20 protein-coding genes are annotated in these 24,027 nt (G+C 41.0%); 6 read left to right on the top strand and 14 right to left on the bottom strand.

Going from position 1 to position 24,027, the window contains the following annotated elements:
• Window positions 1-7 precede the first annotated feature (7 nt).
• From J655_RS12045 to J655_RS12080, 8 genes are all read right to left on the bottom strand, one after another.
• Window positions 8-799, bottom strand: coding sequence for a helix-turn-helix domain-containing protein (locus tag J655_RS12045; RefSeq protein ID WP_000405163.1), 792 nt, complete (start codon window positions 797-799; stop codon window positions 8-10).
• Complete coding sequence (pilW, locus tag J655_RS12050; RefSeq protein ID WP_004738086.1) at window positions 790-1,590, bottom strand: type IV pilus biogenesis/stability protein PilW; 801 nt, start codon at window positions 1,588-1,590, stop codon at window positions 790-792. Before pilW ends, J655_RS12045 begins: the two co-directional genes overlap by 10 nt.
• Window positions 1,591-1,605: 15 nt before the next feature.
• On the bottom strand, window positions 1,606-2,838 hold the full coding sequence (gene rlmN / locus J655_RS12055) for a 23S rRNA (adenine(2503)-C(2))-methyltransferase RlmN (protein WP_000093084.1): 1,233 nt from the start codon (window positions 2,836-2,838) through the stop codon (window positions 1,606-1,608).
• Window positions 2,839-2,961: 123 nt separating this feature from the next.
• Window positions 2,962-3,393 (bottom strand): nucleoside-diphosphate kinase, encoded by a 432-nt coding sequence (gene ndk, locus J655_RS12060; RefSeq protein ID WP_000963851.1) that lies wholly within the window; start codon window positions 3,391-3,393, stop codon window positions 2,962-2,964.
• A 113-nt stretch (window positions 3,394-3,506) separates the two neighbouring features.
• Window positions 3,507-3,707 carry a Fe-S cluster assembly protein IscX gene (gene iscX / locus J655_RS12065; protein ID WP_004698764.1) on the bottom strand — a complete coding sequence of 67 codons (201 nt, stop codon included), beginning with the start codon at window positions 3,705-3,707 and terminating at the stop codon, window positions 3,507-3,509.
• Between the two features lie 99 nt (window positions 3,708-3,806).
• Entirely contained in the window at window positions 3,807-4,358 is a 552-nt protein-coding gene (locus J655_RS12070) for a phosphatase PAP2 family protein (protein WP_005066176.1), read from the bottom strand.
• A 24-nt stretch (window positions 4,359-4,382) separates the two neighbouring features.
• A complete protein-coding gene (locus J655_RS12075; protein WP_081032067.1) occupies window positions 4,383-5,672 on the bottom strand; it encodes a glycosyltransferase family 4 protein in 1,290 nt (429 codons plus the stop codon).
• A 137-nt stretch (window positions 5,673-5,809) separates the two neighbouring features.
• A complete protein-coding gene (locus tag J655_RS12080; RefSeq protein WP_032005599.1) occupies window positions 5,810-7,993 on the bottom strand; it encodes a carboxy terminal-processing peptidase in 2,184 nt (727 codons plus the stop codon).
• Window positions 7,994-8,185: 192 nt separating this feature from the next.
• Here J655_RS12080 and nagZ point away from each other — a divergent pair, with 192 nt between their 5' ends.
• Window positions 8,186-9,205 carry a beta-N-acetylhexosaminidase gene (nagZ, locus tag J655_RS12085; protein ID WP_032005600.1) on the top strand — a complete coding sequence of 340 codons (1,020 nt, stop codon included), beginning with the start codon at window positions 8,186-8,188 and terminating at the stop codon, window positions 9,203-9,205.
• Between the two features lie 373 nt (window positions 9,206-9,578).
• On the top strand, window positions 9,579-10,421 hold the full coding sequence (locus tag J655_RS12090; protein WP_032005601.1) for a class I SAM-dependent methyltransferase: 843 nt from the start codon (window positions 9,579-9,581) through the stop codon (window positions 10,419-10,421).
• 56 nt (window positions 10,422-10,477) lie between these two features.
• On the opposite strand, the gene J655_RS12095 is transcribed toward J655_RS12090, so the two are convergent.
• A complete protein-coding gene (locus J655_RS12095; protein WP_032005602.1) occupies window positions 10,478-11,791 on the bottom strand; it encodes an alpha/beta fold hydrolase in 1,314 nt (437 codons plus the stop codon).
• A 299-nt stretch (window positions 11,792-12,090) separates the two neighbouring features.
• On the opposite strand from J655_RS12095, the gene J655_RS12100 reads away from it, so the two are divergent.
• Complete coding sequence (locus J655_RS12100) at window positions 12,091-13,356, top strand: glutamate-5-semialdehyde dehydrogenase (protein ID WP_032005603.1); 1,266 nt, start codon at window positions 12,091-12,093, stop codon at window positions 13,354-13,356.
• A gap of 68 nt (window positions 13,357-13,424) precedes the next feature.
• On the opposite strand, the gene J655_RS12105 is transcribed toward J655_RS12100, so the two are convergent.
• The 5 genes from J655_RS12105 to edd all read right to left on the bottom strand — a co-directional run bounded on the left by J655_RS12105 (window position 13,425) and on the right by edd (window position 19,798).
• A complete protein-coding gene (locus tag J655_RS12105) occupies window positions 13,425-15,053 on the bottom strand; it encodes an NADP-dependent glyceraldehyde-3-phosphate dehydrogenase (RefSeq protein ID WP_032052421.1) in 1,629 nt (542 codons plus the stop codon).
• A gap of 167 nt (window positions 15,054-15,220) precedes the next feature.
• The gene (locus J655_RS12110) at window positions 15,221-15,733 is read right to left on the bottom strand and encodes a gluconokinase (RefSeq protein ID WP_032005606.1); all 513 of its coding nucleotides are present in this window, start codon (window positions 15,731-15,733) and stop codon (window positions 15,221-15,223) included.
• Between the two features lie 17 nt (window positions 15,734-15,750).
• Window positions 15,751-17,109 carry a gluconate:H+ symporter gene (locus J655_RS12115; protein ID WP_002115035.1) on the bottom strand — a complete coding sequence of 453 codons (1,359 nt, stop codon included), beginning with the start codon at window positions 17,107-17,109 and terminating at the stop codon, window positions 15,751-15,753.
• A gap of 185 nt (window positions 17,110-17,294) precedes the next feature.
• On the bottom strand, window positions 17,295-17,924 hold the full coding sequence (eda, locus tag J655_RS12120) for a bifunctional 4-hydroxy-2-oxoglutarate aldolase/2-dehydro-3-deoxy-phosphogluconate aldolase (RefSeq protein WP_032005608.1): 630 nt from the start codon (window positions 17,922-17,924) through the stop codon (window positions 17,295-17,297).
• A gap of 20 nt (window positions 17,925-17,944) precedes the next feature.
• Entirely contained in the window at window positions 17,945-19,798 is a 1,854-nt protein-coding gene (gene edd / locus J655_RS12125; RefSeq protein ID WP_017398805.1) for a phosphogluconate dehydratase, read from the bottom strand.
• 659 nt (window positions 19,799-20,457) lie between these two features.
• Between edd and J655_RS24530 the strand changes: the two genes are divergently transcribed.
• From J655_RS24530 to pta, 3 genes are read left to right on the top strand one after another with little or no spacing between them, the layout of a single operon-like run.
• The gene (locus J655_RS24530; RefSeq protein ID WP_014208326.1) at window positions 20,458-20,577 is read left to right on the top strand and encodes a hypothetical protein; all 120 of its coding nucleotides are present in this window, start codon (window positions 20,458-20,460) and stop codon (window positions 20,575-20,577) included.
• Window positions 20,559-21,761: an acetate/propionate family kinase gene (locus J655_RS12130; protein ID WP_032005610.1), complete on the top strand. Its 1,203-nt coding sequence runs from the start codon at window positions 20,559-20,561 to the stop codon at window positions 21,759-21,761. The genes J655_RS24530 and J655_RS12130 overlap by 19 nt, the downstream gene beginning before the upstream one ends.
• A 45-nt stretch (window positions 21,762-21,806) precedes the next feature.
• Window positions 21,807-23,951 (top strand): phosphate acetyltransferase, encoded by a 2,145-nt coding sequence (gene pta / locus J655_RS12135; protein ID WP_032005611.1) that lies wholly within the window; start codon window positions 21,807-21,809, stop codon window positions 23,949-23,951.
• The last annotated feature ends 76 nt before the right edge of the window (window positions 23,952-24,027 follow it).

Genomic DNA, 24,027 nt, shown 5'->3' on the forward strand with positions numbered 1-24,027 from the left:
CATGGTATTAGCGGGATAAACGGAATTCAGCTTTACCGTTTACCGTATATGGAGACAATGAAATCTGTTCTTGGTTTAGACTTAATGACACAGCCGTTGCATCATCAAGACGAATCTGGAATGGAGACTCACCATTTAAGGTTAAAGTCGATGCCTGACGACCCGTCGCTAAAACCTTCCCTGTTGCATCTACAATATGAACAGAAGTTGGACGGTTAAAGTTTAACACCAATTGGTCACCCACTGTTGCAGAGGTGTTCCCTTTCATAGGTAAAACTTCAACATTAGACTGATTTGCTTTTGGCAGCTCAGCATCTTCTTTGTTTGAGGTCCATTTTTGGACACCCATCACAATTAATGACACGACAGCAATAATCAAAATTGCAAGCAGTGCGCGCTTTAACCATTTTTTGTTACGATCACTATTAGAACCCGGTAATTTACCCATGATTTTAATTGGTGAGTTGTTTAAAGCATGATTTGGCAAAAGCCCAGTATCGTTTGCATAAATCTCATCAAAACGCTGGATAATTGCAGTTGCATCAGTATTTAAATACTTCGCATAAGAACGATAATAGCCTTTGATAAAAGTCGCTTCTGGCAAAGATTTATAGTCGTCTTGCTCTAACGCATTGAGCGTTTTCAGCGGCATATTTAAATCTGAAGATACTTGCTCTAATTCTTTTTTCTGAGAAACACGAATTTGACGTAAATACTCACCAGGACGTTGAATATTTCCTAAAGCAGAAGTCGGTAAGCTTGAGCCAGTTGGCTGCTGTGAATTAGGATTTATTTCCATACGGCCTCAGTACTATACTGTAATTGCAAATAACGTTGATATTCTGGACTTTCCGGGAATAAAGCACGTAACTGGTTTACTAAAACTTGCATTCCCATTTTATCCGCATTGGCTCGAGCCACTCTTAAACCAATCCAAAGTGCGCGTGCACCCTGATTTTTCTGCCCCACTGTACGAACATATTGTTCATACATTTGTGTAGCAGCCGGAATCTGCTGCTGCAAATAAAAAATTTCTGCTAACTCTAACATTGAAATGTAAGAGTCGCGGTTAGCAAGAAGTGCTTGTTTGAATGTTTTTTCAGCACTCGCAATATCGCCTAGTTTTAAATAAATTCGCCCCAGATTTTCTAAAGCCTGGTAACGTTGGTCATAACCTAATGTTGCACCAGCAATACGAAATTGCTCAATAGCATCATTATAACGCTCCATTTGGTACAAATACGTACCATAATTATTACGTGCCTGAGCATTGTCTGGTTCAGACGAAATTGCACGCTTAAAGTAATGTTCCGCTTTTTCTAAATTGGGTTTACTGCCTTCTTGTTGCAATAAAATACCCATCATCATATTTGCCGTTGCATCACGACTATCGACACTTAACGCTTGGTCAAGAGAACGCTTTGCAGAATCCAAGTCACCAGAACGAATGTATTCGGCAGCAAGCTGCGTACGCACTTTTACTGCTTTTTCCGGGTCCTTTTTAACCGTTTGCGAAGTCTGGCAACCACTTGCCAAAAGTGCAACAGCAACCCCCATACATAACATGATCTTCAACTTCGGAGTACTCAAAGTCTGCCCTCAATATTATCCTTGTGTACGTAAAATCTCTTGTCGTTGAGCCACTTTCTTTTGCCACTGCTCAGCACGACGCGTACGGTCAGCAACTTGGCCGACCAATTGTCCACATGCGGCATCAATATCATCGCCACGTGTTTGACGAATCGTACACACAAATCCTGCATCAGACAAAGTTTTTTGGAAAGAGATGATACGATTTCGACTTGAGCGTCCATATGGCGCATGAGGGAACGGATTAAATGGAATCAAGTTAATTTTACTTGGTAAGTTTTTAAGTAATTTAAGCAACTGCTGTGCATGTTCAGGTTGGTCGTTCACACCTTCTAACATGACATATTCAATGGTCACATGTTTACGCGCGCTTTCATTACCATCTTTTGCAATATAACGCTGACATGCCGCAATCAACTGAGCCAATGGATATTTTTTATTAATAGGCACAAGTTCATTACGCAATTCATCATTTGGCGCATGTAGGGAAATTGCTAAAGCAACATCAATATCTTTTGCAAGTTGGTCAATTTTTGGCACAACACCTGACGTTGACAAAGTCACACGACGTTTTGACATACCATAAGCAAAGTCATCGAGCATAATGTGCATTGAGCTTAATACAGCATCGTAGTTGAGCAATGGCTCACCCATCCCCATCATCACGACATTAGTCACTGAACGCTCGCGCTCAGCAACAGGCACTTCTTCCATATAGGAATAGTTTGCCATCCAAAGTTGCCCAATAATTTCATCTGGCGTTAAATCGCGCTGAAAACCTTGCTTACCTGTTGAACAAAATGAGCAGTCCAATGCGCAGCCCACTTGTGAAGAAATACACAAAGTTTTTCGTGAACCTGTTTTATCTTCGGCAGGAATTAATACAGTTTCTACTAAAGAGCCAGAACCTTCACCTACGCGAAACACCCATTTACGTGTTCCGTCTTTTGAATAATGACGGTGTACCACTTCAGGAGCTTTAATTTCACAAATTTGTTCAAGCTTTGCACGCAATTTGCCTGAAATATTAGTCATTTCAGCAAAATCAGTAACAAAGTATTGATGAATCCATTTCATAACCTGACCGGCACGAAACTTTTTCTCACCAATATCTTCAAAGAATTTTTCTAATTCAGCACGTGACATGCCGAGTAAATTCACTTTTTCGGCAGCAGGCGATGCTGGCGTGGACGAAGATTGCTGCTGTCCATCAAGATTTTCAGATGAAACGACCACTGCAGAACTCATGTGTATTTACCTAAACCATGTCAAAAAACTGAAGATGTTGTTCAAGAATCAAACAATATTCTCTTAAGAGAATAAAAAAACCAGATAAGTAGTATACCACTTATCTGGTTTGAATGCTTTCGATTAACGAGTGCGTGGGCAGATCTCGTTGTCAGCAAAGAAGTAAGCAATTTCACGCTCTGCAGAAGCAACTGAGTCAGAACCGTGAGCAGCGTTTTCGTCGATGCTTACAGCGAAGTCAGCACGAATCGTACCAGGAGCCGCTTCTTTAGGGTTTGTAGCGCCTAAGATTTCACGGTGTGCAAGAACTGCATTTTCGCCTTCAAGAACAGATACTACAACTGGACCAGAAGTCATGAATGCAACTAAGTCACCAAAGAAACCACGTTCTTTATGCTCAGCATAGAAACCTTCAGCATCAGCTTGAGAAAGGTGTTTCATTTTAGTCGCAACAATTTTTAAACCCGCTTTTTCAAAACGAGCAAAAATTTCACCGATGTGGTTTTTAGACACTGCATCAGGTTTTACGATAGACAAAGTACGTTCAATAGCCATGAGTGGCTCCTTTATTTTAAGATTTAAACTTTAAAAAATTTGCCGCATTATACCGATGTCATAGGCAATAATCAGCTTTGAATGTGTAAAAGTTGCGATTTTTTCTACTGTTTTTAGCGAACTTCGTCTATCCAGGCCATCTGAATGCCTTCTAGCAATCCTTCTGTCGATTTATTTGGGTCATCACTAAAGTCTGGCAATGCGCACACCCATGCATGTAAATCGGTAAAACGGATCCATTGCGGATCAACTTCTGGATGTGCTTCTGACAATTCAATGGCAATATCAATCGTATCTGTCCAACGTAAGCCCATAGCGGCTCCTATCTGTTTAATCTGCTAAATCACGAACTGTGTACTTTAGCAAATCCACAAACTTAATCGATAGCTTAAGCTGATAAAAATTACCGATGCTTATAAAGCGATGTTCAATAATGGCGCCACAAAAATAATCGTAGCCGCGACCGCTGCACCAATTAGCGCACCAACAATCACATCACTTGGGTAATGAAGACCCAGTACCATACGAGACAAAGCGACAAGCACCATAAATGGGAACATGGCAGCAAGCAAAACTGGCTGGATGTAACCCAATACAATTGTCACCATGACCGCATGAAGCGTGTGACCTGATGGAAAACTAAAGTGATCAAGTGGTCTTTCACCGAGTACAATCACCTGATGCACCTGATAAGGACGTGGTCGCGTTGTTTTGTGTTTTAAAAATTTATAGATTGCTGTGCCAACAGAACCACCTAATAACAAGTAGATGATTTGCAAGCTATAGTTAATGCCTTGCATACCCCACACGATTGCCAACATTAGATACCAAAATGGACCATCACCAACACGACTGATAATTTTGAAAAAAAGGGCAACACGCTGTGAGTGAGAGAAATTGTTCAGATATAAACAGCCTCTCAAATCTAAATCGAGTATTTTTATTTTTGCATTCTTAAATTTCATGGTCATTCTCCTATCTTAGGATACTTAGGTGAAGTCCAACGAGGGCTCCTTCACTACCTGATAAAATGCCTGCTCCAATTGCTGAACCGGAAGTTGCCAACCGCTTTGCTGTACTTTATGACAGGCTTGCACGCCCATTTCTCTAAGTTGTTGTACTGAAGGAAGCTGATAAATTTGTTGTATAAAGTGGTTTTTTTGTCCAAGTGGGCTTAACCAGCCATTCACACCATGTGTTAAGTATTGATGTGCACATGCATAATCATACGCTATAACTGGTAAACCGCTTGCCATTGCCTCTAAAACTACGTTACCAAACGTTTCAACTTGACTCGCAAATACGAATACATCTGCACTCGCATAGGCAGCCGCCAAATCTTGACCTCTCAGACTTCCAGTAAAGATAACACCCTTCGCTTCAGGTAGTGACTTTAAACGAGCAAAATCTGGGCCATCTCCTACAATTACTAATTTAGTTTTATTTGGCTGAATAGTTTGCAGGTTCGCATAACTTTCAATGAGAACTTGTACTTCTTTTTCGGGAGACAAACGCCCCACATAAAGCATAACGCGTGTATTCTCATCAGCATCCCATTGTTTTCGCAAATTTTCAGAGCGATGCTTCGGTGAAAATCTGGTTGTATCTACGCCACGCCCAACGACAACCAGTGGACAAGTAATACCAAAACCGCGTAATGCTTCTTGAGTATCTTTACTCGGCACACAAGTTACATGAGTGTTATTGTGAAACCAACACAGATATTTTTGAATCGGTTTGACTAAAAAAGCCAAATCGAAGAATCGACTAAAGTCTTGAAATGGTGAATGAAAGCCACTCGAAACAGGAATAGCTTTTGCCTTAGCAGCTTGCATGGCAGTTAAACCTAATGGCCCTTCAGTCACAATGTGCACGACATCTGGGACAAACTTTTCAAAAGCTTTCGATACTTTTAAATATTGTGGCCAACCAAATTGTAAAGTTGGATACTTGGGAATCGCCTGCGACATAACCAAGCATTCTTGCTCTGGTGTAAAGTCATGGCATTTTGCTTTTTGCTCTGGGCGAATCAGTAAAATCTTATGCCCCTGTTTTTGTAAACCTTGGCATAATTGTAATAATGAAAGTGCCACACCATTAATTTCGGGTGGCCAAGTTTCCGTCACAATCGCAATTTTTAAACGTGGGCGCACCAAATCATGCAATGAATGCGTATTAGATAGCTGCTGCTTTTGTTTAAAAAAGAATTGGAAGCTTTCGGGAAGTTGCTGTTGTTTTAATAGTGCTGTCGCGTATGAACTTTGCATAGCGCCATCCATCAATGTATTTATTTTCATGCTTAAAGATTAAGCAGTTTTTTTGACATTTTGATGATAAATGCGTGACAGTTTACTGACATGAAAAATAAAAAAGCACACTGATGACAGCATGCTTTTTTCTTAAAGCCTAGTAACTCTTAGCGATTTTGCAATTTTGCATAATCCATGAGTACATTAGCAGCTTCAGTCACAAAAGTTTCTTCTTCTGGTAACGCTGGACGTTGGGATGCTTTCATTTTAGCGCGAGATTCAGCTAGAGCATCTAATGAAGCTTGATAGCTTTCCCAGTTTGCAAAAGGCTTTTGACCCGTTGCAGCACGGCGTTGATTCTCTGCATCTAAAGTTTGTTTCTCTAAACCAAGTAATTCAGCACGGCGCTTATCAATATCAAGTACTACTTGTTTTTGATCACTCGTCATCTTAGCAATCGCAGTACGTTTATTTAGATATTTAAACTGAGCATCATTAGCAACACGTTGTTCAGAGAATTGAGACAACTTTGTCACATAAGGTTGAACAGAGCCTTCACGTTTAAATGGTGCGGTAGGAATTGTGTCCCACTTCAATGCATTCTTCGATTTACGCTCACCAAACTCTTCGTTATAGATATCGACGAGTTTAATGTCTGGCACTACACCTTTATTTTGTGTACTACCGCCAGTAATGCGATAGAACTTACGCTGAGTTAAAGTTGCTTGACCATATGCCAGAGTATCAAGTTGTACCTGAGCTGTACCCTTACCAGTGGTTGTACTACCAATAATAATACCGCGCTCATAATCTTGAATTGCAGCAGAGTAAATCTCACTTGCTGATGCCGATGCCAAGTTCACCAATACAGCGAGTGGACCTGTATAAATTTGCTGACCACCATCGTTATCTTCAAACACGCTTACGTTGCCATTGCCATCACGAATTTGTACAACCGGACCAGACTTAATCACCTGTCCCAACATACGTGCAACTTCTTCTAATGAGCCACCTGGGTCATTACGTAAGTCAATAATAATACCTTCTACTTTCTTCGCTTTTAGCGCTTCGAAAGCATTTGCAGTATCTTCAGAAACCGAACGATATTGTTTACCCGCACGACGTGAACGATAGTCAAAATAGAATGATGGAATTTCAATTACGCCCAACACATGCTTTTTACCATCACGTGTCACTTCAACTGTGCGTGAACGAACACCAGCATCTTCTTCTTGAATCACATCACGTACTAGGGTCACATTACGTGCCTGACTCATTGATGCGCCAGCACCAAGAAGTTTTAATGTGACTTTCGTTCCACGTTTACCACGAATAAGCCCAACAATTTCAGAACTTGTCCAACCAATCACATCAATCATTTTCTCGCCTTCTTGGGCGACACCAATGATTCGATCTCCTGATTTCACTTGACCAGACTTACTTGCAGGACCACCTTCTACAATGGTTTCAATCTTGGTGTAATCTTCGTTGCCACGTTCTGGACGAATCGACACCCCAATACCTTCTAGTTGCAAGGTAGTTTGGCGATTAAGTTCGATCGCATCAATTGGCGGGTAATAGTTACTATGTGGATCATAGGTCGCCAACATTGCATTTAATGTTTTGTCCAAGACGTCATCGCTTTTTACACGACTAATTCTTTCAAGCTGACGCGTATAACGTTTAGTTAACGTTTGAGCTGGCGTTAAATCTTCTGGGCCAGTTAAGTCCTGACCATCAGCAAGTGAAGGATTTTCTTTAAGCGCTTTTTGTTTCGCCTGCTCTTCTTCACGGCTAATGGTTAAGTTGATTAACTGTGAAACCAACATTTTGCGCCAATGATTTTGTTGCTCAGCAGTCGTTTTAAAATACGGTGCTTTTTCACGATCAACTTCAATATAACTATTAGGCTGCTTTAAATTTTGCTGTTGTTTTAACTCAGCTAACATGAACTCATAAAATTGTTTTAAGCGTTCACGATATTGCTGATGAATTGCAAACGGTCCAGTTAAATTCCCCGCTTTTAATGAAGCACCAAAATTTGAACCATATAGTTTTTTATAATTTTGAACTTCAGAATCTAGAAATAATGAGTGATCTGGATCAAGACTATCTAAATACATATCCAGAATACGATTTGATGTGGTCGCATCCAGACGCATATTTAAATAATGTTGACGATCAACTAAAGTTGCCAGTTGGCGAGCCACCAAAGCCTGTTCTTGCGTTGGCTGGATTGATTGAGAAACCGCAGCAGTATTGGTTGCCGCTCTCGCTTCATTCATCGTATGAGAGAAGAATAAACCGCCAGTCGCGATCGCTACTGCACAAGCTATAGTTTGAAGTTTCATAAATTTTTAATACTTCCTTGGGTGTTCCTATCTTACACGCTCTGTTTTCGATATGAACTAAGCAGATTCAAAATCTTAACCAACTAAATTGTTTATACCGTGTAGTTTTATCATATTCTGTACTGACAAAATGTAGCAAAACATTGCAAAATTCGCTTATTGTTTTTCAATCAAAATTCAAATGGAACCAATATGATTGGCGCATTGATGCTGGACATCGCCGGCACAGAACTTACTCAAGAAGATATTGAACTATTACGCGCTCCGCAAGTCGGTGGCATGATTTTATTTGCACGAAATATTGAATCTCCACAACAAGTGCGTGCTTTAACCGACCATATGCGTCAAATTCGCCCAGATATTTTGATTGCTGTTGACCAAGAAGGTGGCCGAGTTCAGCGCCTAAGATCAGGTTTTACATTATTACCAGCCATGGGTCGTTTTGGGGAGTTATATTTAACTCAACCTCAAAAAGCACTTGAGCTGGCTGAGCAATGCGGTTGGCTCATGGCAACCGAAGTGCTTGCAGTCGGCATCGATTTTAGTTTTGCACCAGTTTTAGATCTTAATGCAATTAGTGACGTGATTGGCGACCGTGGCTTCTCTAAAAATATTGAAGATATTGCCCCACTCGCAGGCGCATTTATGCAAGGCATGAAAAAAGCTGGAATGGCAAATACGGGCAAACATTTCCCAGGCCACGGTTCTGTGAAAGCCGACTCTCATGTTGCTGCTGCAATCGACAGCCGTAGCTATGACGAAATTTATAACCACGATATGCAAAGCTTCATTAAGCTTATGCCTCAGCTAGATGCACTCATGCCTGCACATGTGATTTATGATCAAGTTGATCCAAATCCGGCAGGTTTTTCACCTTTCTGGATTCAAGAAGTTCTACGCAAGCGTTTGAATTTTATTGGTGTACTTTTCTCTGATGACTTAAGCATGCAGGCTGCATGTGTAGCAGGTGGCGCAGATGCTCGTATTCAAGCTGCTCTAGCGGCTGGGTGTGACATGGGGCTGGTATGTAATGACCGAAGTGCAGCCTGTACAGCACTTGAAGGTATTACAGATTTAGAGCTACCAAACCAAGAGCGTTTAGAACGCATGCGCGGCCAAATTCCACAAATTCAAATTGGTGAAACCTTATCGCTTGGAAACGAGTGGCAAGCTGTCAAAACAGCCATTGAAGAGTTTAAAAATTCGATTTAAGTTAGTAAAAATTTTAATTAGCTACAAAAACCTATTCACTATCTGATACGCGGTTAAGTCATACGCAACCTGAGCAATGCAAAAGCGTTAGCGCTTTCGCATTGCGCAAGACAAACGAAGTGCGTAGTATTTTACTCAAGCATAGCTTTCGTTTTACGGTACGGCAAAGATAATCAATCTTTGCTTTTCGTACCTCAGGTTTTGGTTACTTTTCCCGAAAGAAAAGTAACTCCAACTGAAAGTTCATCCCAAAATGCTAACCTAATTCACAGGACTCCGTCATGCAGGTTCATTCAACATCAATGCAGTAAAAATTCTTCATTTTTATAAATAATGAAGATCACACAAAAACAATAAATCGAGTTCAGGACGAATGACACAACAACTTTCAAAACACCGCCATATCTCTTTTACAGCCCACTATACGGGTTATATCTGGTATCAAATGGGAATCTCTCATGAAGCACTTGCCACAACCAAAGGCAAATCATTGGCATATTTAGTTCACCCGATAGAATCATGGGCAGAGAAATATGTGGGCGGTAGCATGCGTACGACGCTCAAACAACGCCACACCATGCTTGATCACCATTTAGAACACCTCATTCAAGAAAATCCTGATTTACAGGTGCTTGAAATAGCATGTGGCTTGTCGCCACGTGGCTGGTGGTTTAGACAACATTACCCTTCTATTACCTATCGGGAGCTTGATTTGCCCGATATGGCACAAACCAAACAAAATGCGTTACAGCAAATTGAAAAAAATGCACCTGAAATCTTATCAGTTGATTTATTTACAGAAGCTTTTGCACAAGCATTTGAAGTATTTGACCCGAACCGCCCACTGGTTGTGATTAGTGAAGGTTTAATTAATTATTTTGATAAAAATTTATTAAAACAATTGATCCAATCGATTGGCCACTATGGTGTTACTTTTAAAAAGTTTCACTATTTAACAGACCTCTACCCTGAACCAGTTAAAAACAAACTTGCTAGTATTATCTGGAATAGTAGTAAGTTACTTAAACTCATGTCTCGCAGTTCATTTAGTTTTCATTTCAAAAGTCCACAAGAGGTTAAAGACTTTTTTAAAGATACAGAGTTTGGGCAAGTTACTATTGAACAGCCACAAATATTCTTTGGGCAAGTTTCTCAAGATAACCATGAAGAGCATTTAGGCGATTTAGTCTGGATTATTCATTCTCAAATAAAATAATAAATATAAAAAAATGGAAGCTCGAAATAAACGAGCTCCCATCTATAAATATATTATTAAGCTGCTTGTTTTTGACGCGCAATAAAACGGCTTAACCGATCAGCAAGCTCAAAACTACCATGTTTAAATAAAGCTCGAATACCCTGCGCTGTACTTTCAAAAATTAAGCACTCAATCGCAAAACTACCTTCTTCATCTTCTAAATGAAGTGCCAAATCGCGTGGATGGTCATTCACAAAATCAAGTTGCGAAACATCATCCATTTTTAAATACATCCCAAAGAAAGTCACGTCAACAATCGTCACTGGCACTTCTGTTTTACATTCACGGTGGCTCAGTTGAGTATTCGGTTGCAAGACCCGAACTCGCTCTTCACCACGGCGTTCCATGTTTTGCATTTGTTCACGTGTCATAGGAATAATGCCATCCAGATTTTGGATAGATTCACCCTTCAAAAATGAAGTGAACAAACTCATGGTTTCTTTACGACGTTGGAGTTGCGGTACATGATCAGCGTTTGCAATAAGTGCAAATTCCATATCTGGACATTGCAACGCAAAGTTCGCATTTTCATGAGGCAAAGTAAAACTATCGTACTGCCCTGCTGCTACCAGCGTTTTGCACTCTGGAATAGGTACATCTGTTAATCGCAAAAGGCGGTTACAGTTAATTTCATAACGTTCTCGCTCAGTCCCCGTAAACTCGGCCATTTGTCTAAAAAATAACTTTTTAGCGGTTGGCGACATACGAGTTTTATCTAATTTTGCATGATTAACTAAATACAAAATTACAGCTTGCCCAAACTCTTCCATACGGTTTTCTTGCATGAGTTTGAGGGATTCTTCCAAAATCATTCGCCAACTTTTACGAGTCTTTTGCATAACTCCCATCAAGATCATACGATCCATCAAATCTGGGCGCTGATGAGCAAAACAAGAGGCAATCACGGACCCTAAAGACATTCCCATTACAGAAACTTTTTGTATTCCAACGATATCTAACCAACGTCCTAACATTTCAGATAAATCAGGAAGTTCTAAAGTACCAGCAGACACTCCTGTGTCGCGATTGGTAATTTGCTGATTTGCACCCATTGAAGGTAAGTCAATTAAAATAACCGGACCACTTTCAAACAATTGTTCAACACAATATTTATAAGAATTAAAATTCTGGAAAGCACCACCAACAATCACAATCGGCGTTTTGTGGATCGTTTTAGGATCGGCAATTGCCATATATTCAATTTTCCAACCGTCAATCCATGTTGTACGAGCAGGTTGTTTAAAACTATCTCTATGGTAGATATCGAAAAAGCCAAAACCGGCATAAGCTTGGTTGATCTCCGAATCCATTTGAATAATGGAATTCATATCCTTGCTTCCTCCTTGCTGTAATTTTTTTATGCTGCAAGAGTTCCTTCTTGAACACGTAATCTTTTATGCACAAATCTTTAAAATTTGTATTAGTTTGTATTGCACAATAACATTCTAAACAATTGTCTGAAATATACGCAATCGCTGAAATGACCGCTCATCTTGTTTAAGCCGCTAATAGTTTGCAAAATATTTAAATGTTTTTTTATGGCGGTCACATTTTTGAAAAAAAGCCATTCATTGTTCCGCATTTGACTGCTACTATCGTAGTCATTGGTAAATGATTAAAAAATGCTATGCAAGATTCAATTGAACAATATATGCAAAAAGTTGGGCAACAAGCACGCGAGGCTTCTCGTGTCCTCACAAGTGCTTCTACCTCACTAAAAAATCATGCGCTCTCTGCTATTTATACTGCTTTAGAAAATAATCAGGCAGCTATTTTGGCAGCGAATCAAATCGACATGGATAAAGGTCGTAGCAATCAGCTCGACAGCGCATTGCTTGATCGTCTTGAACTTACGCCCGCACGTTTTAAAGGAATGTTGCAAGGTCTAAAAGATGTGATTGCACTTGTCGATCCAATTGGGGAAATTACGGATCTTGCATATCGCCCCACAGGCATTCAAATTGGTAAAATGCGTGTGCCTTTAGGTGTTGTTGGGATGATTTACGAATCACGTCCAAACGTAACCCTTGAAGCTGCATCTTTAGCCATTAAATCGGGCAACGCCATTATTTTACGTGGTGGTTCAGAAGCACTCGAGTCAAATAAAGCAATTGCTGAAGCGATTAAGCATGGCTTAAAAGTTGCTGGCTTACCTGAAGATTCAGTTCAAGTGATTAACACTTCTGACCGCGCGGCAGTTGGTCATCTTATTACCATGGCTGAATATGTAGATGTAATCGTTCCACGTGGTGGAAAAAGCTTAATTGAGCGTGTAACTAACGAAGCGCGTATTCCTGTCATTAAACATCTTGATGGTAACTGCCATGTATTTGTTGAAGCACAGGCCGACTTGCAAAAAGCTTTACCAATTACATTAAATGCAAAAACACATCGTTACGGTGTTTGTAATGCGATGGAAACACTGCTTGTTGATGAAAAAATTGCAGACGTTTTCTTACCACGCATTGCCGAACTGTATGCTGAAAAACAAGTTGAATTACGTGGTTGCCCAGAAACACGCCGTATTTTAGGTGCCTCTGTAAAACCTGCGACAGAAGAAGATTGGTATACTGAATATTTAGGGCCAATTCTTGCTGTTAAAGTGGTGAGCGGGATTGATGAAGCAATTGACCATATCAACAAATATGGTTCACATCACACCGATGCAATCGTGACTGAAAACTACACTTTAGCTCGTCAGTTCTTGGCTCGTGTAGATTCAAGCTCAGTCGTAATCAATGCTTCAACTCGTTTTGCGGATGGTTTCGAATATGGTTTAGGCGCTGAAATTGGCATCTCCACCGATAAAATCCATGCCCGCGGCCCAGTTGGTTTAGAAGGCTTAACTTCACAAAAATGGATTGTGTTAGGTGACGGACAAATTCGCCAATAATTAAATCTATGAGTTCAAATAAAAACGCCTGATCAATTTCAGGCGTTTTTTATTATTCAAGTTATTAATTAGAAAATAAAGTCAGTATTCACAAATTTAGAATAGTGCTCCGACACCATTGAGGCCAACATGCCTTTGCTATCATCTGTCTGCTTAGCAGCAATCATGGAACGGATCGAGAATGCACGAAGCGCATCATGCACAGACAGTGTACCTTCCGCAGAATCTTTACGACCACCGAAGGGGAACACATCAGGGCCACGCTGACATTGACAGTTGATGTTTACACGACAGACTTGATGAACCAGCGGATCAACTAAATGACCAATTTGCTCAGGGTCACTACCAAAAATACTCACCTGCTGACCATGATCAGAAGTAGTAACATATTCCAAGACAGTTTCAATGTCATCATAAACAGCAACTGGCACAACTGGACCGAACTGTTCTTCACGATACAGCCTCATACCTTCAGTCACTGGATAAACTACGGCTGGATAGAACATTGTTTTGCAGAATTCACCACCTTCCAGATTAACCACTTTTGCCCCTTTAGCCACGGCATCTTCAATGACGTCAGTCATGTAGGCCGTACGGTGCATACCTGGTAATGGCGTAATAAATACACCTTTTTCCCATGGCATCCCCACTTTAAGTTTGGCCAGCTCAGCCGTTAAGCGGTTAACAAATTCATCGGCTATCGAGCGATGTACCATCAGCATTTTGAGCGCGGTACAACGCTGACCATTAAACGACAATGCACCTAACAGACACTCTTTCACTGTCAGATCCAAGTCGGCATCCGGCAGAATAATAGCTGCATTCTTCGCATCCAGCCCCAAAATCGCACGCAGACGGTGAGATTTAGGATGTTGCTTCTTCAAATGATCAGCTACTTTACTAGAACCAATCAGTGCCAGTACATTAATTTGCCCAGATGCCAGTAGATGGGGTACTACTAGAGAACCTGGTGCATAAATGGTATTGATCACGCCTTTTGGAAATGAATCACGGAACGCTTCTAGTAACGGTTCAAACAACAAGGTCCCGAATTGAGGTGGTTTAAAAATGATGTTATTACCCATTAGCATGGCTGGGATCAGAGTCGCAAAGGTTTCATTCAGTGGGTAGTTGTATGGTCCCATACACAACACTACGCCTAATGGAGTACGACGAATTTGACCAATCGTACCTTCAGCCATGACAAAGCGAGAGTTGGCATTATCCAAATCTTTCAGGGCATCTATCGTTTGACGCATGTAGGTAATCGTACGGTCAAACTCTTTCTCTGAATCAGCCAAGCTTTTGCCAATTTCCCACATGATCAGCTTAATGATCAGATCTCGCTGCTCCACCATGCGCTGAATAAAATTTTGCATACAGGCAATGCGCTCACCAACCTTCATCATTGGCCATTCGCCACGACCATTGTTGTAAGCTCGTACCGCGGCCTCTAACGCTTCATCACTTTCTTTTTCACCCATGACCGGATAACTACCAAGTTCAACTTGCTGTAAGCTACCGTCAGGCTGCTGAATCCAGATTGGAGATAATGTTTTCTTGGTTGCACCAGCCCCCAACCTCAACTCACCATCCACTAGTGAGACACGCTGATGAATTTGAGAAGGCAGACGCACACTTTCAGGAATACTATCCTCTACTGGGAATTTATGCTGTAAATTATTTAACTGATTCATTCTTCTTAATACCTTATTATTCGTATGTCTTTTATATATCCCCGAACTGTCCACTGTAATCAGGTCTTTTTCGGGTCAATATCACTATTATTATCCGTATTCACCTTGCTTGAACCGTAAATCACAAGGTGAATAACTTAAAGCGTTGATAATCTTTCTAGATGAATTTACCCCCGACACACATTATCAGTCATTCCTAGCTTCTGAATGACTTGCTCAATGATTTGTTCTGGTGTGAGAGCAATATCAATAGCAATTGCTTCATTCATATCAGGTTCTTCCAACGTATCTAGCTGTGTTTGTAGCAACGCTGGGTCAAAAAAATGACCAGATCTTTCTGCCAGTCTTTGCTGTAATAACTCATAAGAGCCTTTTAGGTACACAAACTTAACATTCTGATCCTGCCCTCTTAAAATATCGCGATACATTCGCTTTAAAGATGAGCATGTAAATACAGCTGTTTCACCGTCTCTTTGTTTGGTTTCAATGGCCTGACGAATTGCCTGTAACCATGGCAAGCGGTCTTCATCAGTTAAGGGAATACCTTGACTCATCTTACTTTTATTTGCAGCTGAATGAAGCGTATCGCCATCAAGGAACTCACAAGCCAAACGCTCTGATAACAATTCACCAATTAGGGTTTTACCTGTTCCACAGACACCCATTGCAATCACAATCATGGATTACTCACCTTTAATTATAAAATAGTGCTAAGCAGTAGCGTGAAAGATAAACCCAACACTGAAATGATCGTTTCTAATACTGACCAAGTCTTGAGTGTCTGCCCTACTGTCATACCGAAATATTCTTTGATTAACCAGAATCCTGCGTCATTTACATGTGAGAAAACTAATGAACCTGAACCTGTGGCAAGTACTAAAAGTTCTGGCCTAACTGCGACACCCGCCGTAGCTGCAATTGGAGCGACAATACTACACGCTGTAGCCATAGCCACCGTTGCCGATCCTGTTGCCAAACGAATCAGTGCTGCAACAAACCAGCCTAACAATAACGGTGATAAATTTGCCTTCAATGCTGTAGAAACAATCTCATTAGAAATACCGGTGTCACGCAAAATGCCGCCAAAACCACCACCAGCACCTACAATCAACATAATCCCAGCAATAGAAGCTAAACACCCACCGCAGAATTTTTCAATTTGTTCACGGTTAAAGCCCTGCATCGTACCAAAGGTAATAAAGCTGACCAGTACGGCAATGAGTAATGCGATATCAGAAGTACCAATAAAACGTAGCAAATCATTTGCGAAAGTCTGTGGTGCAAAGAACAGATCAGCCCAGCTTCCAACCAACATTAATACTACAGGCAGCATAATTGTGAATAAGGTAATCCCAAAGCTTGGTAGCTCACGAGTTCTATTCGTATCTGCTTCAATAAACTGCTTCGCTAACGGGTTATTCTCAGGCAATTTGACGTATTTGTTGATCCACAATGCATACAGTGGCCCAGCGACGATAGCCGTTGGCACACCCACTATCAGACTATAAGCAATCGTTTTACCAATATCAGCATGGTAAGCCTGTACTGCCAACAATGCCGCTGGATGTGGTGGAATTAACCCATGCACAACCGACAAACCTGCAACCATTGGCAAGCCAACAACCAGTAAAGATTTGCCTGTTCGCTTGGCAATGTTGAATGCAATTGGAATGAGTAGAACGAAACCTACTTCGAAAAATACGGGAAGACCAACAATAAGGGCAATAAACATCATGGCCCAGTGAATATTTTTCTCACCAAACCACTTAATTAAAGTAATTGCTATTCGCTCTGCGCCACCAGACTCAGCCATCATTTTACCGAGCATTGTTCCTAGTGCGATTACAATCGCAAGGTGACCTAAGGTTTTACCTGTACCGGCTTCATAAGACTTAACAATATCACCCATTGGCATGCCAACAGCCAAGGCTAAACCGAGTGAAACAATAATAAGAACTAAAAATGGATAAATTCTAAACTTCGCGATCATGACCACTAAAGCAATAATCGCGATTACAGTGTAGATCAGTAACATACCACCCTGAACCGTCTCCATGGGACACTTCTCCTTGGAATAATTATTTAGGCACACTGCCTAAACAAGGGTCTTCAACCACAGTAATTCCTACTGTTAAGACATTAAATTTTTATATTTAGGTGTGACCAGTACAAACTGATCACATCAATACAGCCTTTAAAGCACATAGAATGCACTTCATTTTTTATAAATATTGTCTACATTTACAAAGTTCTCAACTGACTCGCAATTTGTGCCAAGCGAGTAATTTCAGCCCAGTCTTGTGCAGCTACAGTAGCTTTAGGTGTTAACCATGAACCACCTACACAAACCACGTTAGGTTGCTTTAAGAAATCTGGCGCTGACTCTGCCGTAATTCCACCAGTCGGACAAAAGCGCAAGTTTGGAAATGGACCATAAAATGCTTTTAGCATCTCAACGCCACCTGCCTGTTGAGCTGGGAAGAACTTCACAATGTCATAACCCAATTCAATCGCTTGAATCAGGTCACTTGGTGTCATCACACCCGGCAATAGAGGTAAGCCAGCATCTTGCGCAGCCAAATGCAAATCTTTAGTTAAACCAGGAGATACACCAAATTGAGCACCTACTTTTTTGGCTTGCGCACAGTGTTCTGGTTTGGTAATCGTACCTACCCCCACCACAATGTCATCTGCCAATTGGCTAGCACGCTCAATAGCAGCAAGACCAGCAGCGGTACGCAATGTAATCTCAAGAACTTTCACACCACCCGCATGTAAAGCACGTGATACATCTTCACCTTGCTCAGCAGAATCAAATGCCAATACAGGGATAACTGGACCTAATTTGACGATATCTTCAATTTTAATCATTATTTTTCAGTTCCTTTGATTCAAATCTGCTCTGGTGAATTTTCACCAACCAATGCACCAAATACAGATGCTCCATGTTCAGCTGGCGCAGCAGCAGCACGGAAAACACCAAATAATTCACGGCCAAAGCCAACCTCGTTTTCTGCCTGATGTTCTGGCTGAGCAACAGGACGCGACTGCCAAGTCTGTTCATCTATTTCAACATCGAGTACGCCAGCCTCAGCATCAATAACCAACATATCGCCTGTTTGAACTTTAGCAATCGGCCCATTTAGTAAGGCCTCTGGAGATAAATGAATCACCGCAGGAACTTTGCCTGAAGCGCCAGACATACGCCCATCAGTGACTAAAGCAACGTGGAAACCTTGATCTTGTAAAACACCCAACACAGGCGTTAAACGATGCAATTCAGGCATACCGTTAGCACGCGCACCTTGGAAACGAACAACTGCAATAAAGTCTCGGTGTAATTCACCACGATCAAATGCAGCTTGCACTGCTTCTTGAGAATCAAACACAATTGCTGGAGCTTTAACTTTACGATGTTCTGGCGCAACAGCAGAAATCTTGATTACACCACGGCCAAGGCGACCTTGCATTAAGCGCAAGCCACCATCTGGTTGAAACGGCGCATCAATGCTACGTAAAACTTTGTCATCAAGACTTTGAACCACACCGTCAACCCAAGTGAGCTTACCGTCAATCAGTTTTGGTTCTTTGGTGTAATGCTGTAAACCTTTACCAGCCACAGTCGTTACGTCGTTATGCAACAAGCCAGCTTCAAGTAAGTTACGGATGAGGAAAGCAACCCCACCCGCAGCTTGGAAATGGTTTACATCAGCCTTACCATTTGGATAGATTTTTGCGAGTAATGGAACAACAGCCGATAACTCATCGAAGTCATCCCAGTCAATCAAGATTCCAGCGGCACGAGCAATCGCAATCAAATGCAAAGTATGGTTGGTTGAACCACCGGTAGCGAGTAATGCCACAATACCGTTTATAATTGCTTTTTCATCGACAACATGACCAATCGGCGTGTAGTTTCCACGCTCAACTGTTAAATCAAGTACACGAATCGCCGCTTCTGCGGTGAGTGCATCACGTAATGGTGTATGAGGATGAACAAATGCGGCACTTGGCAAATGTAAGCCCATTACTTCCATCAGCATTTGATTACTGTTGGCTGTACCATAAAAAGTACAAGTCCCTTGTCCGTGATAAGCAGCTGACTCAGCTTCTAGCAAAGCATCTCGGCCAACCTGACCCGTTGCAAATTGCTGACGAATTTTGGCTTTCTCATCGTTAGATAGACCACTGGTCATTGGACCAGCTGGCACAAAAATAGTAGGTAAATAGCCAAACTGCAAAGCACCAATGAGCAAGCCCGGCACAATCTTGTCGCAAACACCAAGACATAAAGCTGCGTCAAACATGTTATGAGACAATGCAATCGCTGTACTCATCGCAATGGTTTCACGAGAGAACAAAGATAGTTCCATGCCAGCATTACCTTGGGTAATACCGTCACACATCGCAGGAACACCACCTGCAAATTGTGCTACTCCCCCATTTTCGCGAGCGGCTGTTTTAATTAAATCTGGAAATGTTTTATATGGTGCGTGAGCCGACAGCATTTCGTTGTATGAAGATACGATGCCAATATTTGGTTCACGGCCTACTTTAATAATTAATTTTTCATTATCGTCCATACTGGCAAAACCATGAGCCAGATTGGCACATGAAAGTGCTCCACGAGCAGGAAATTTGCCTTGTGCATGTTCAATACGTTGTAAATATGCAGAACGAGTTTTTTGACTACGTGCGATTACACGCTCGGTCACTTTTGCCAATACTGGATTCGGCAAGTCCATGCTGGACGCTCCTGTACAACCGGATAAGCCGGAACATAAAAATAGACCAAATGATATATTTCATCATCATTTGATAAGGGGAAGGAACAATATTATTAAGGCAAAAAGCGACATGCAAGCCCTAGTAAATTTTACGGTGATACCGGAGCATGGGTATTAAATACAAATTATGTTTAAGTTTTAAACAAGAAGCTGTTTTTATTTTTGGCTATATTTATTGGTATATTAGCCTCTAACAACTATGAGAAAATTCTCATAATATCAAAGCAATAAAATATTCTTATAAATGTATTTATACCGACTTTTTTATACTAAGTTTTATATTAAAAATGTTTATGATTTATATATTTTAACCTATATATAAACGATTAAAATTTAATTTCATTTACGTATATTATTTGTAATACTCCCCTATAGTTTGATTAAAATAACACCACTCCTTTTTTTTTAAAAAATTTATACCAAATATTTGAAAAATACATTAAATAGAAATTTACCTTTCATAAATATATACAAAAAACTCGTTTCTACACGTATAAAAAAACAAGGAATACAGTGGTTAAGCTTTATACTGGATAAATGTTAGTTACAAATAATTTGATGGTCGATAGTGCTTAAGTCTAATGGGCTAAAGTCTATCTTGGACAGAAAAACAACACATGTTAAAACATGACAACCCGTTCAATCTGTATCGAAAAATAATACATCTTGAACAGGAAGTTAGGAAAACTATTTTAAATCAGGACTTGGGTATTTCAACGTGGCTACATCAGTATTAGTTATCAATTGCGGCTCTTCATCTATTAAATACGCACTGGTTTCAGAGCGTCGTGAAGATCGTATTTACGGTTTAGCAGAAAACTTGGGGGCAGCTGATGCTCGTATTAAGGGAATTACAGTAGGTGGTGAACCACTTGAACTTTCAATCCCTTATGCTGACCATGCCAAAGCTTTAGAAACTTTACTTGCACGTCTTGCCAACTACAAACCGCAAGCAATCGGACATCGTGTTGTACACGGGGGTAGTTTAACCAAAGCAGAATTACTCACTCCTGAAATTATTGAACGTATTCGTGCTGCGACACCTTTAGCCCCACTTCATAACCCAGCACATTTAATTGGTATTGACGCAACCGTACGTCTATTTCCTGAATTACCTCAAGTTGCCGTATTCGACACTGCATTCCATCAAACCATGCCACCGCATGCATACCGTTATGCAATTCCTAAGTTTTTATATACTGACCACAACGTCCGCCGTTATGGCTTCCATGGTACAAGCCACGCCTATGTGTCTGACAAAGCGAGTGAGCTGGCAGGTAACCTGAAAAAAGGTGGATGGTTAACAGCGCATCTAGGAAATGGCAGTTCAACTTGCGCAGTGTGGAATGGACAAAGTGTTGATACCTCCATGGGTCTTACTCCACTTGAAGGTGTAGTGATGGGAACACGTAGTGGTGACGTTGATCCAAGCTTACATAGCTTCCTTGCGAAAAATCTCGGTTGGGACTTGGCTAAAATTGATAAAGTTTTAAATAACGAAAGTGGCTTACTAGGTTTATCTCAACTGTCTAACGACATGCGTACAGTGATTGAAGCTGCTGAAAATGGTAATGAAGATGCTTGCCTTGCAATTGAAGTGTTTAGCTATCGCCTTGCAAAATCACTTGCTGCATTAAGCTGTGGTTTACCGACTCTGGACGGCTTAATCTTCACAGGTGGTATTGGCGAGAACTCAGCCTATATTCGTGAAAAAACCTTAGCTTATTTACCTCATTTTGGTTTGCAGCTTGATAAAGATCAAAACAACAACCTAAAACGTGGCACTGAAGGGCGAATCGACAACGGAAATGGTCCACAAATTTGGGTCATTCCTACAGACGAAGAAGGCCGTATTGCCAAAGAAACTCGTCAAGTTGTTGAAGCGGCAGAAAATACAGCATCTGTAGCAAGCCTTGCTTAATTAGAGCTTAGCGAAAACTCGATATTCGTTTATTTATAGGTTTATATGAATACAATTTTATTGATTCCTACAGGCGAAGGGGTTGGCTTAACCTCTGCCTGCTTAGGCATGATTTACGCACTTGATTGCAACGGAATTAAAGCAGGCTTTTTAAAACCATTTTCTCAAGAAGACCAAGAGCATCTTGACCGAACCACTTCATTATTTGGTCATTTATTTCAAAGTAAAACTGTTCAATCTATTTCGCATGAAAAATTAACTCAGCTTATTGCCGCTGGGGAAGTAGATGAATTACTTGAAGAAGCGGTTAGCCTTCATCGTAGTGTTGCAGCAGACCATGATGTCATTATTGTGGAAGGCTTATTACCTAACGGACAAGATCACTTCGCCAGTGAACTTAACGCAAGTCTTGCACAAGCGCTTGATGCAGAAGTCGTGCTGGTCAGTACAGCAGATATTCAAAACCCGAAAAAAGCAGCAGAAAAGGTAGATGCTCATTTACGCCAGTTTGGTGGAGCAACATCAAATCGTACTGCTGGTGTACTCTTTATGCGTACCCGTGGATTAACCGAAGAAACAGCACAAATTCCTGTTGCGTTTGATCCATCGTTACGTCCCACTGAAGAAATCGCAAAATTTACGACTGAACTGCAAAAATATAATCGTTATTTTGGTTCTAGTGATTTACCGATTATTGGGCTGGTTCCATTTAGCAACACGTTAAGCGTACCAAGAACACTTGATATTGCAAATGTCATTGATGGGCAATGGGTACATCAAGGTGAAGCTAAAACACGTCGTATTTTGCATTCGAGTTTAATTGCTTCAAGCATTGAATATGAATTGAATAAGTTCATTGCAGGCGAATTAATTATTAGCGCATCTGAGCGTACCGACGTTTTACTTGCAAGTAGTTTGGCAACCAGCAATGGTATTCCTCTTGCAGGTTTAGTTCTTACCGAAAGAGAAGCGCCAGCACCAGAGCTTTTAGACTTTTGTCAAAGTGCAATTAAACAAGGGTTACCGATTTTACATACCCGTTTAAACACACTTGAAACTGCTCAGCGTTTATCTAATTTTGGCAATGAAATTCCAACAGACGATACCGAACGAGCTGAGCAAGTGACTCGATTTGTTTCAAGTCATATTGATGTTGAATGGCTTAAGCAGCATAGCAATAATGCCGCTACCCCTCGCCTGTCGCCATCGGCTTTCCGTCATGAACTGGTGCAAAAATCAATTGCAGCTAAAAAACGGATTGTGCTACCTGAAGGTGATGAACCACGCACCATTCAAGCTGCGGCAATTTGTCAGGCACGTGGTATTGCTGACTGTATTTTGTTAGCTAAACCAGATGCTGTGCACGATGTTGCCAAAGCACGTGGTATTGAATTACCTGCTGAATTGGCAATTGTTGACCCTGATAGTATTCGTGATCAATACGTTGCACCAATGGTTGAGCTACGTAAAGGCAAACTCAACGAGCTGCAAGCGAAAGAACAGCTTCAAGATACTGTTGTGCTTGGTACCATGATGTTAGCCTTAGATCAAGTCGATGGCTTAGTTTCAGGTGCAGTACACACCACAGCAAATACGGTCCGCCCAGCATTCCAGCTCATCAAGACAGCCCCTGATTATTCACTGGTTTCATCAATATTCTTTATGCTTTTACCAGATGAAGTTTATGTATATGGCGACTGTGCGATTAATCCAGACCCGACAGCAGAACAACTTGCTGAAATTGCAATTCAGTCTGCTGACTCTGCAAAAGCTTTTGGAATTGATCCGCGTATTGCCATGATCAGCTACTCAACTGGTACTTCTGGAACAGGTGCTGATGTTGAAAAAGTACAGCAAGCAACTCAAATTGCTCAGCAACGTCGTCCTGATTTACTGATTGATGGTCCACTTCAATACGATGCAGCTTCAGTTGAAAGTGTGGGTCGTCAAAAAGCACCAGACTCACGCGTTGCTGGCCGTGCGAATGTATTTATCTTCCCAGATTTAAATACGGGTAATACGACATATAAAGCAGTACAGCGTGCTGCAAATGTTGTGAGCGTTGGACCAATGCTGCAAGGCCTCAACAAACCAGTCAATGACTTGTCTCGTGGAGCATTGGTAGATGACATCGTCTTTACCATTGCATTAACGGCAATTCAGGCAGAACAGCAAGCCGCTGCCAAATAATTAATATAATTAACCTTTACTACCTCTCGCCATTTGATATTCGCTCAAATGGCTTTTTTATTTTAGTCATTCAAAA

Origin of the sequence: Acinetobacter sp. 1294243, assembly GCF_000588015.1 — a bacterium.
Classification (GTDB): Bacteria; Pseudomonadota; Gammaproteobacteria; order Pseudomonadales; family Moraxellaceae; genus Acinetobacter; species Acinetobacter pittii.

Bases quoted from the DNA above. Each gene is read 5' to 3' on its own strand.
- J655_RS12045 (WP_000405163.1), bottom strand. From the start codon at position 799: ATGGAAATAAATCCTAATTCACAGCAGCCAACTGGCTCAAGCTTACCG.
- rlmN (WP_000093084.1), bottom strand. From the start codon at position 2,838: ATGAGTTCTGCAGTGGTCGTTTCATCTGAAAATCTTGATGGACAGCAG.
- ndk (WP_000963851.1), bottom strand. From the start codon at position 3,393: ATGGCTATTGAACGTACTTTGTCTATCGTAAAACCTGATGCAGTGTCT.
- iscX (WP_004698764.1), bottom strand. From the start codon at position 3,707: ATGGGCTTACGTTGGACAGATACGATTGATATTGCCATTGAATTGTCA.
- J655_RS12070 (WP_005066176.1), bottom strand. From the start codon at position 4,358: ATGAAATTTAAGAATGCAAAAATAAAAATACTCGATTTAGATTTGAGA.
- J655_RS12075 (WP_081032067.1), bottom strand. From the start codon at position 5,672: ATGGATGGCGCTATGCAAAGTTCATACGCGACAGCACTATTAAAACAA.
- J655_RS12080 (WP_032005599.1), bottom strand. From the start codon at position 7,993: ATGAAACTTCAAACTATAGCTTGTGCAGTAGCGATCGCGACTGGCGGT.
- nagZ (WP_032005600.1), top strand. From the start codon at position 8,186: ATGATTGGCGCATTGATGCTGGACATCGCCGGCACAGAACTTACTCAA.
- J655_RS12090 (WP_032005601.1), top strand. From the start codon at position 9,579: ATGACACAACAACTTTCAAAACACCGCCATATCTCTTTTACAGCCCAC.
- J655_RS12095 (WP_032005602.1), bottom strand. From the start codon at position 11,791: ATGAATTCCATTATTCAAATGGATTCGGAGATCAACCAAGCTTATGCC.
- J655_RS12100 (WP_032005603.1), top strand. From the start codon at position 12,091: ATGCAAGATTCAATTGAACAATATATGCAAAAAGTTGGGCAACAAGCA.
- J655_RS12105 (WP_032052421.1), bottom strand. From the start codon at position 15,053: ATGAATCAGTTAAATAATTTACAGCATAAATTCCCAGTAGAGGATAGT.
- J655_RS12110 (WP_032005606.1), bottom strand. From the start codon at position 15,733: ATGATTGTGATTGCAATGGGTGTCTGTGGAACAGGTAAAACCCTAATT.
- J655_RS12115 (WP_002115035.1), bottom strand. From the start codon at position 17,109: ATGGAGACGGTTCAGGGTGGTATGTTACTGATCTACACTGTAATCGCG.
- eda (WP_032005608.1), bottom strand. From the start codon at position 17,924: ATGATTAAAATTGAAGATATCGTCAAATTAGGTCCAGTTATCCCTGTA.
- edd (WP_017398805.1), bottom strand. From the start codon at position 19,798: ATGGACTTGCCGAATCCAGTATTGGCAAAAGTGACCGAGCGTGTAATC.
- J655_RS24530 (WP_014208326.1), top strand. From the start codon at position 20,458: ATGTTAAAACATGACAACCCGTTCAATCTGTATCGAAAAATAATACAT.
- pta (WP_032005611.1), top strand. From the start codon at position 21,807: ATGAATACAATTTTATTGATTCCTACAGGCGAAGGGGTTGGCTTAACC.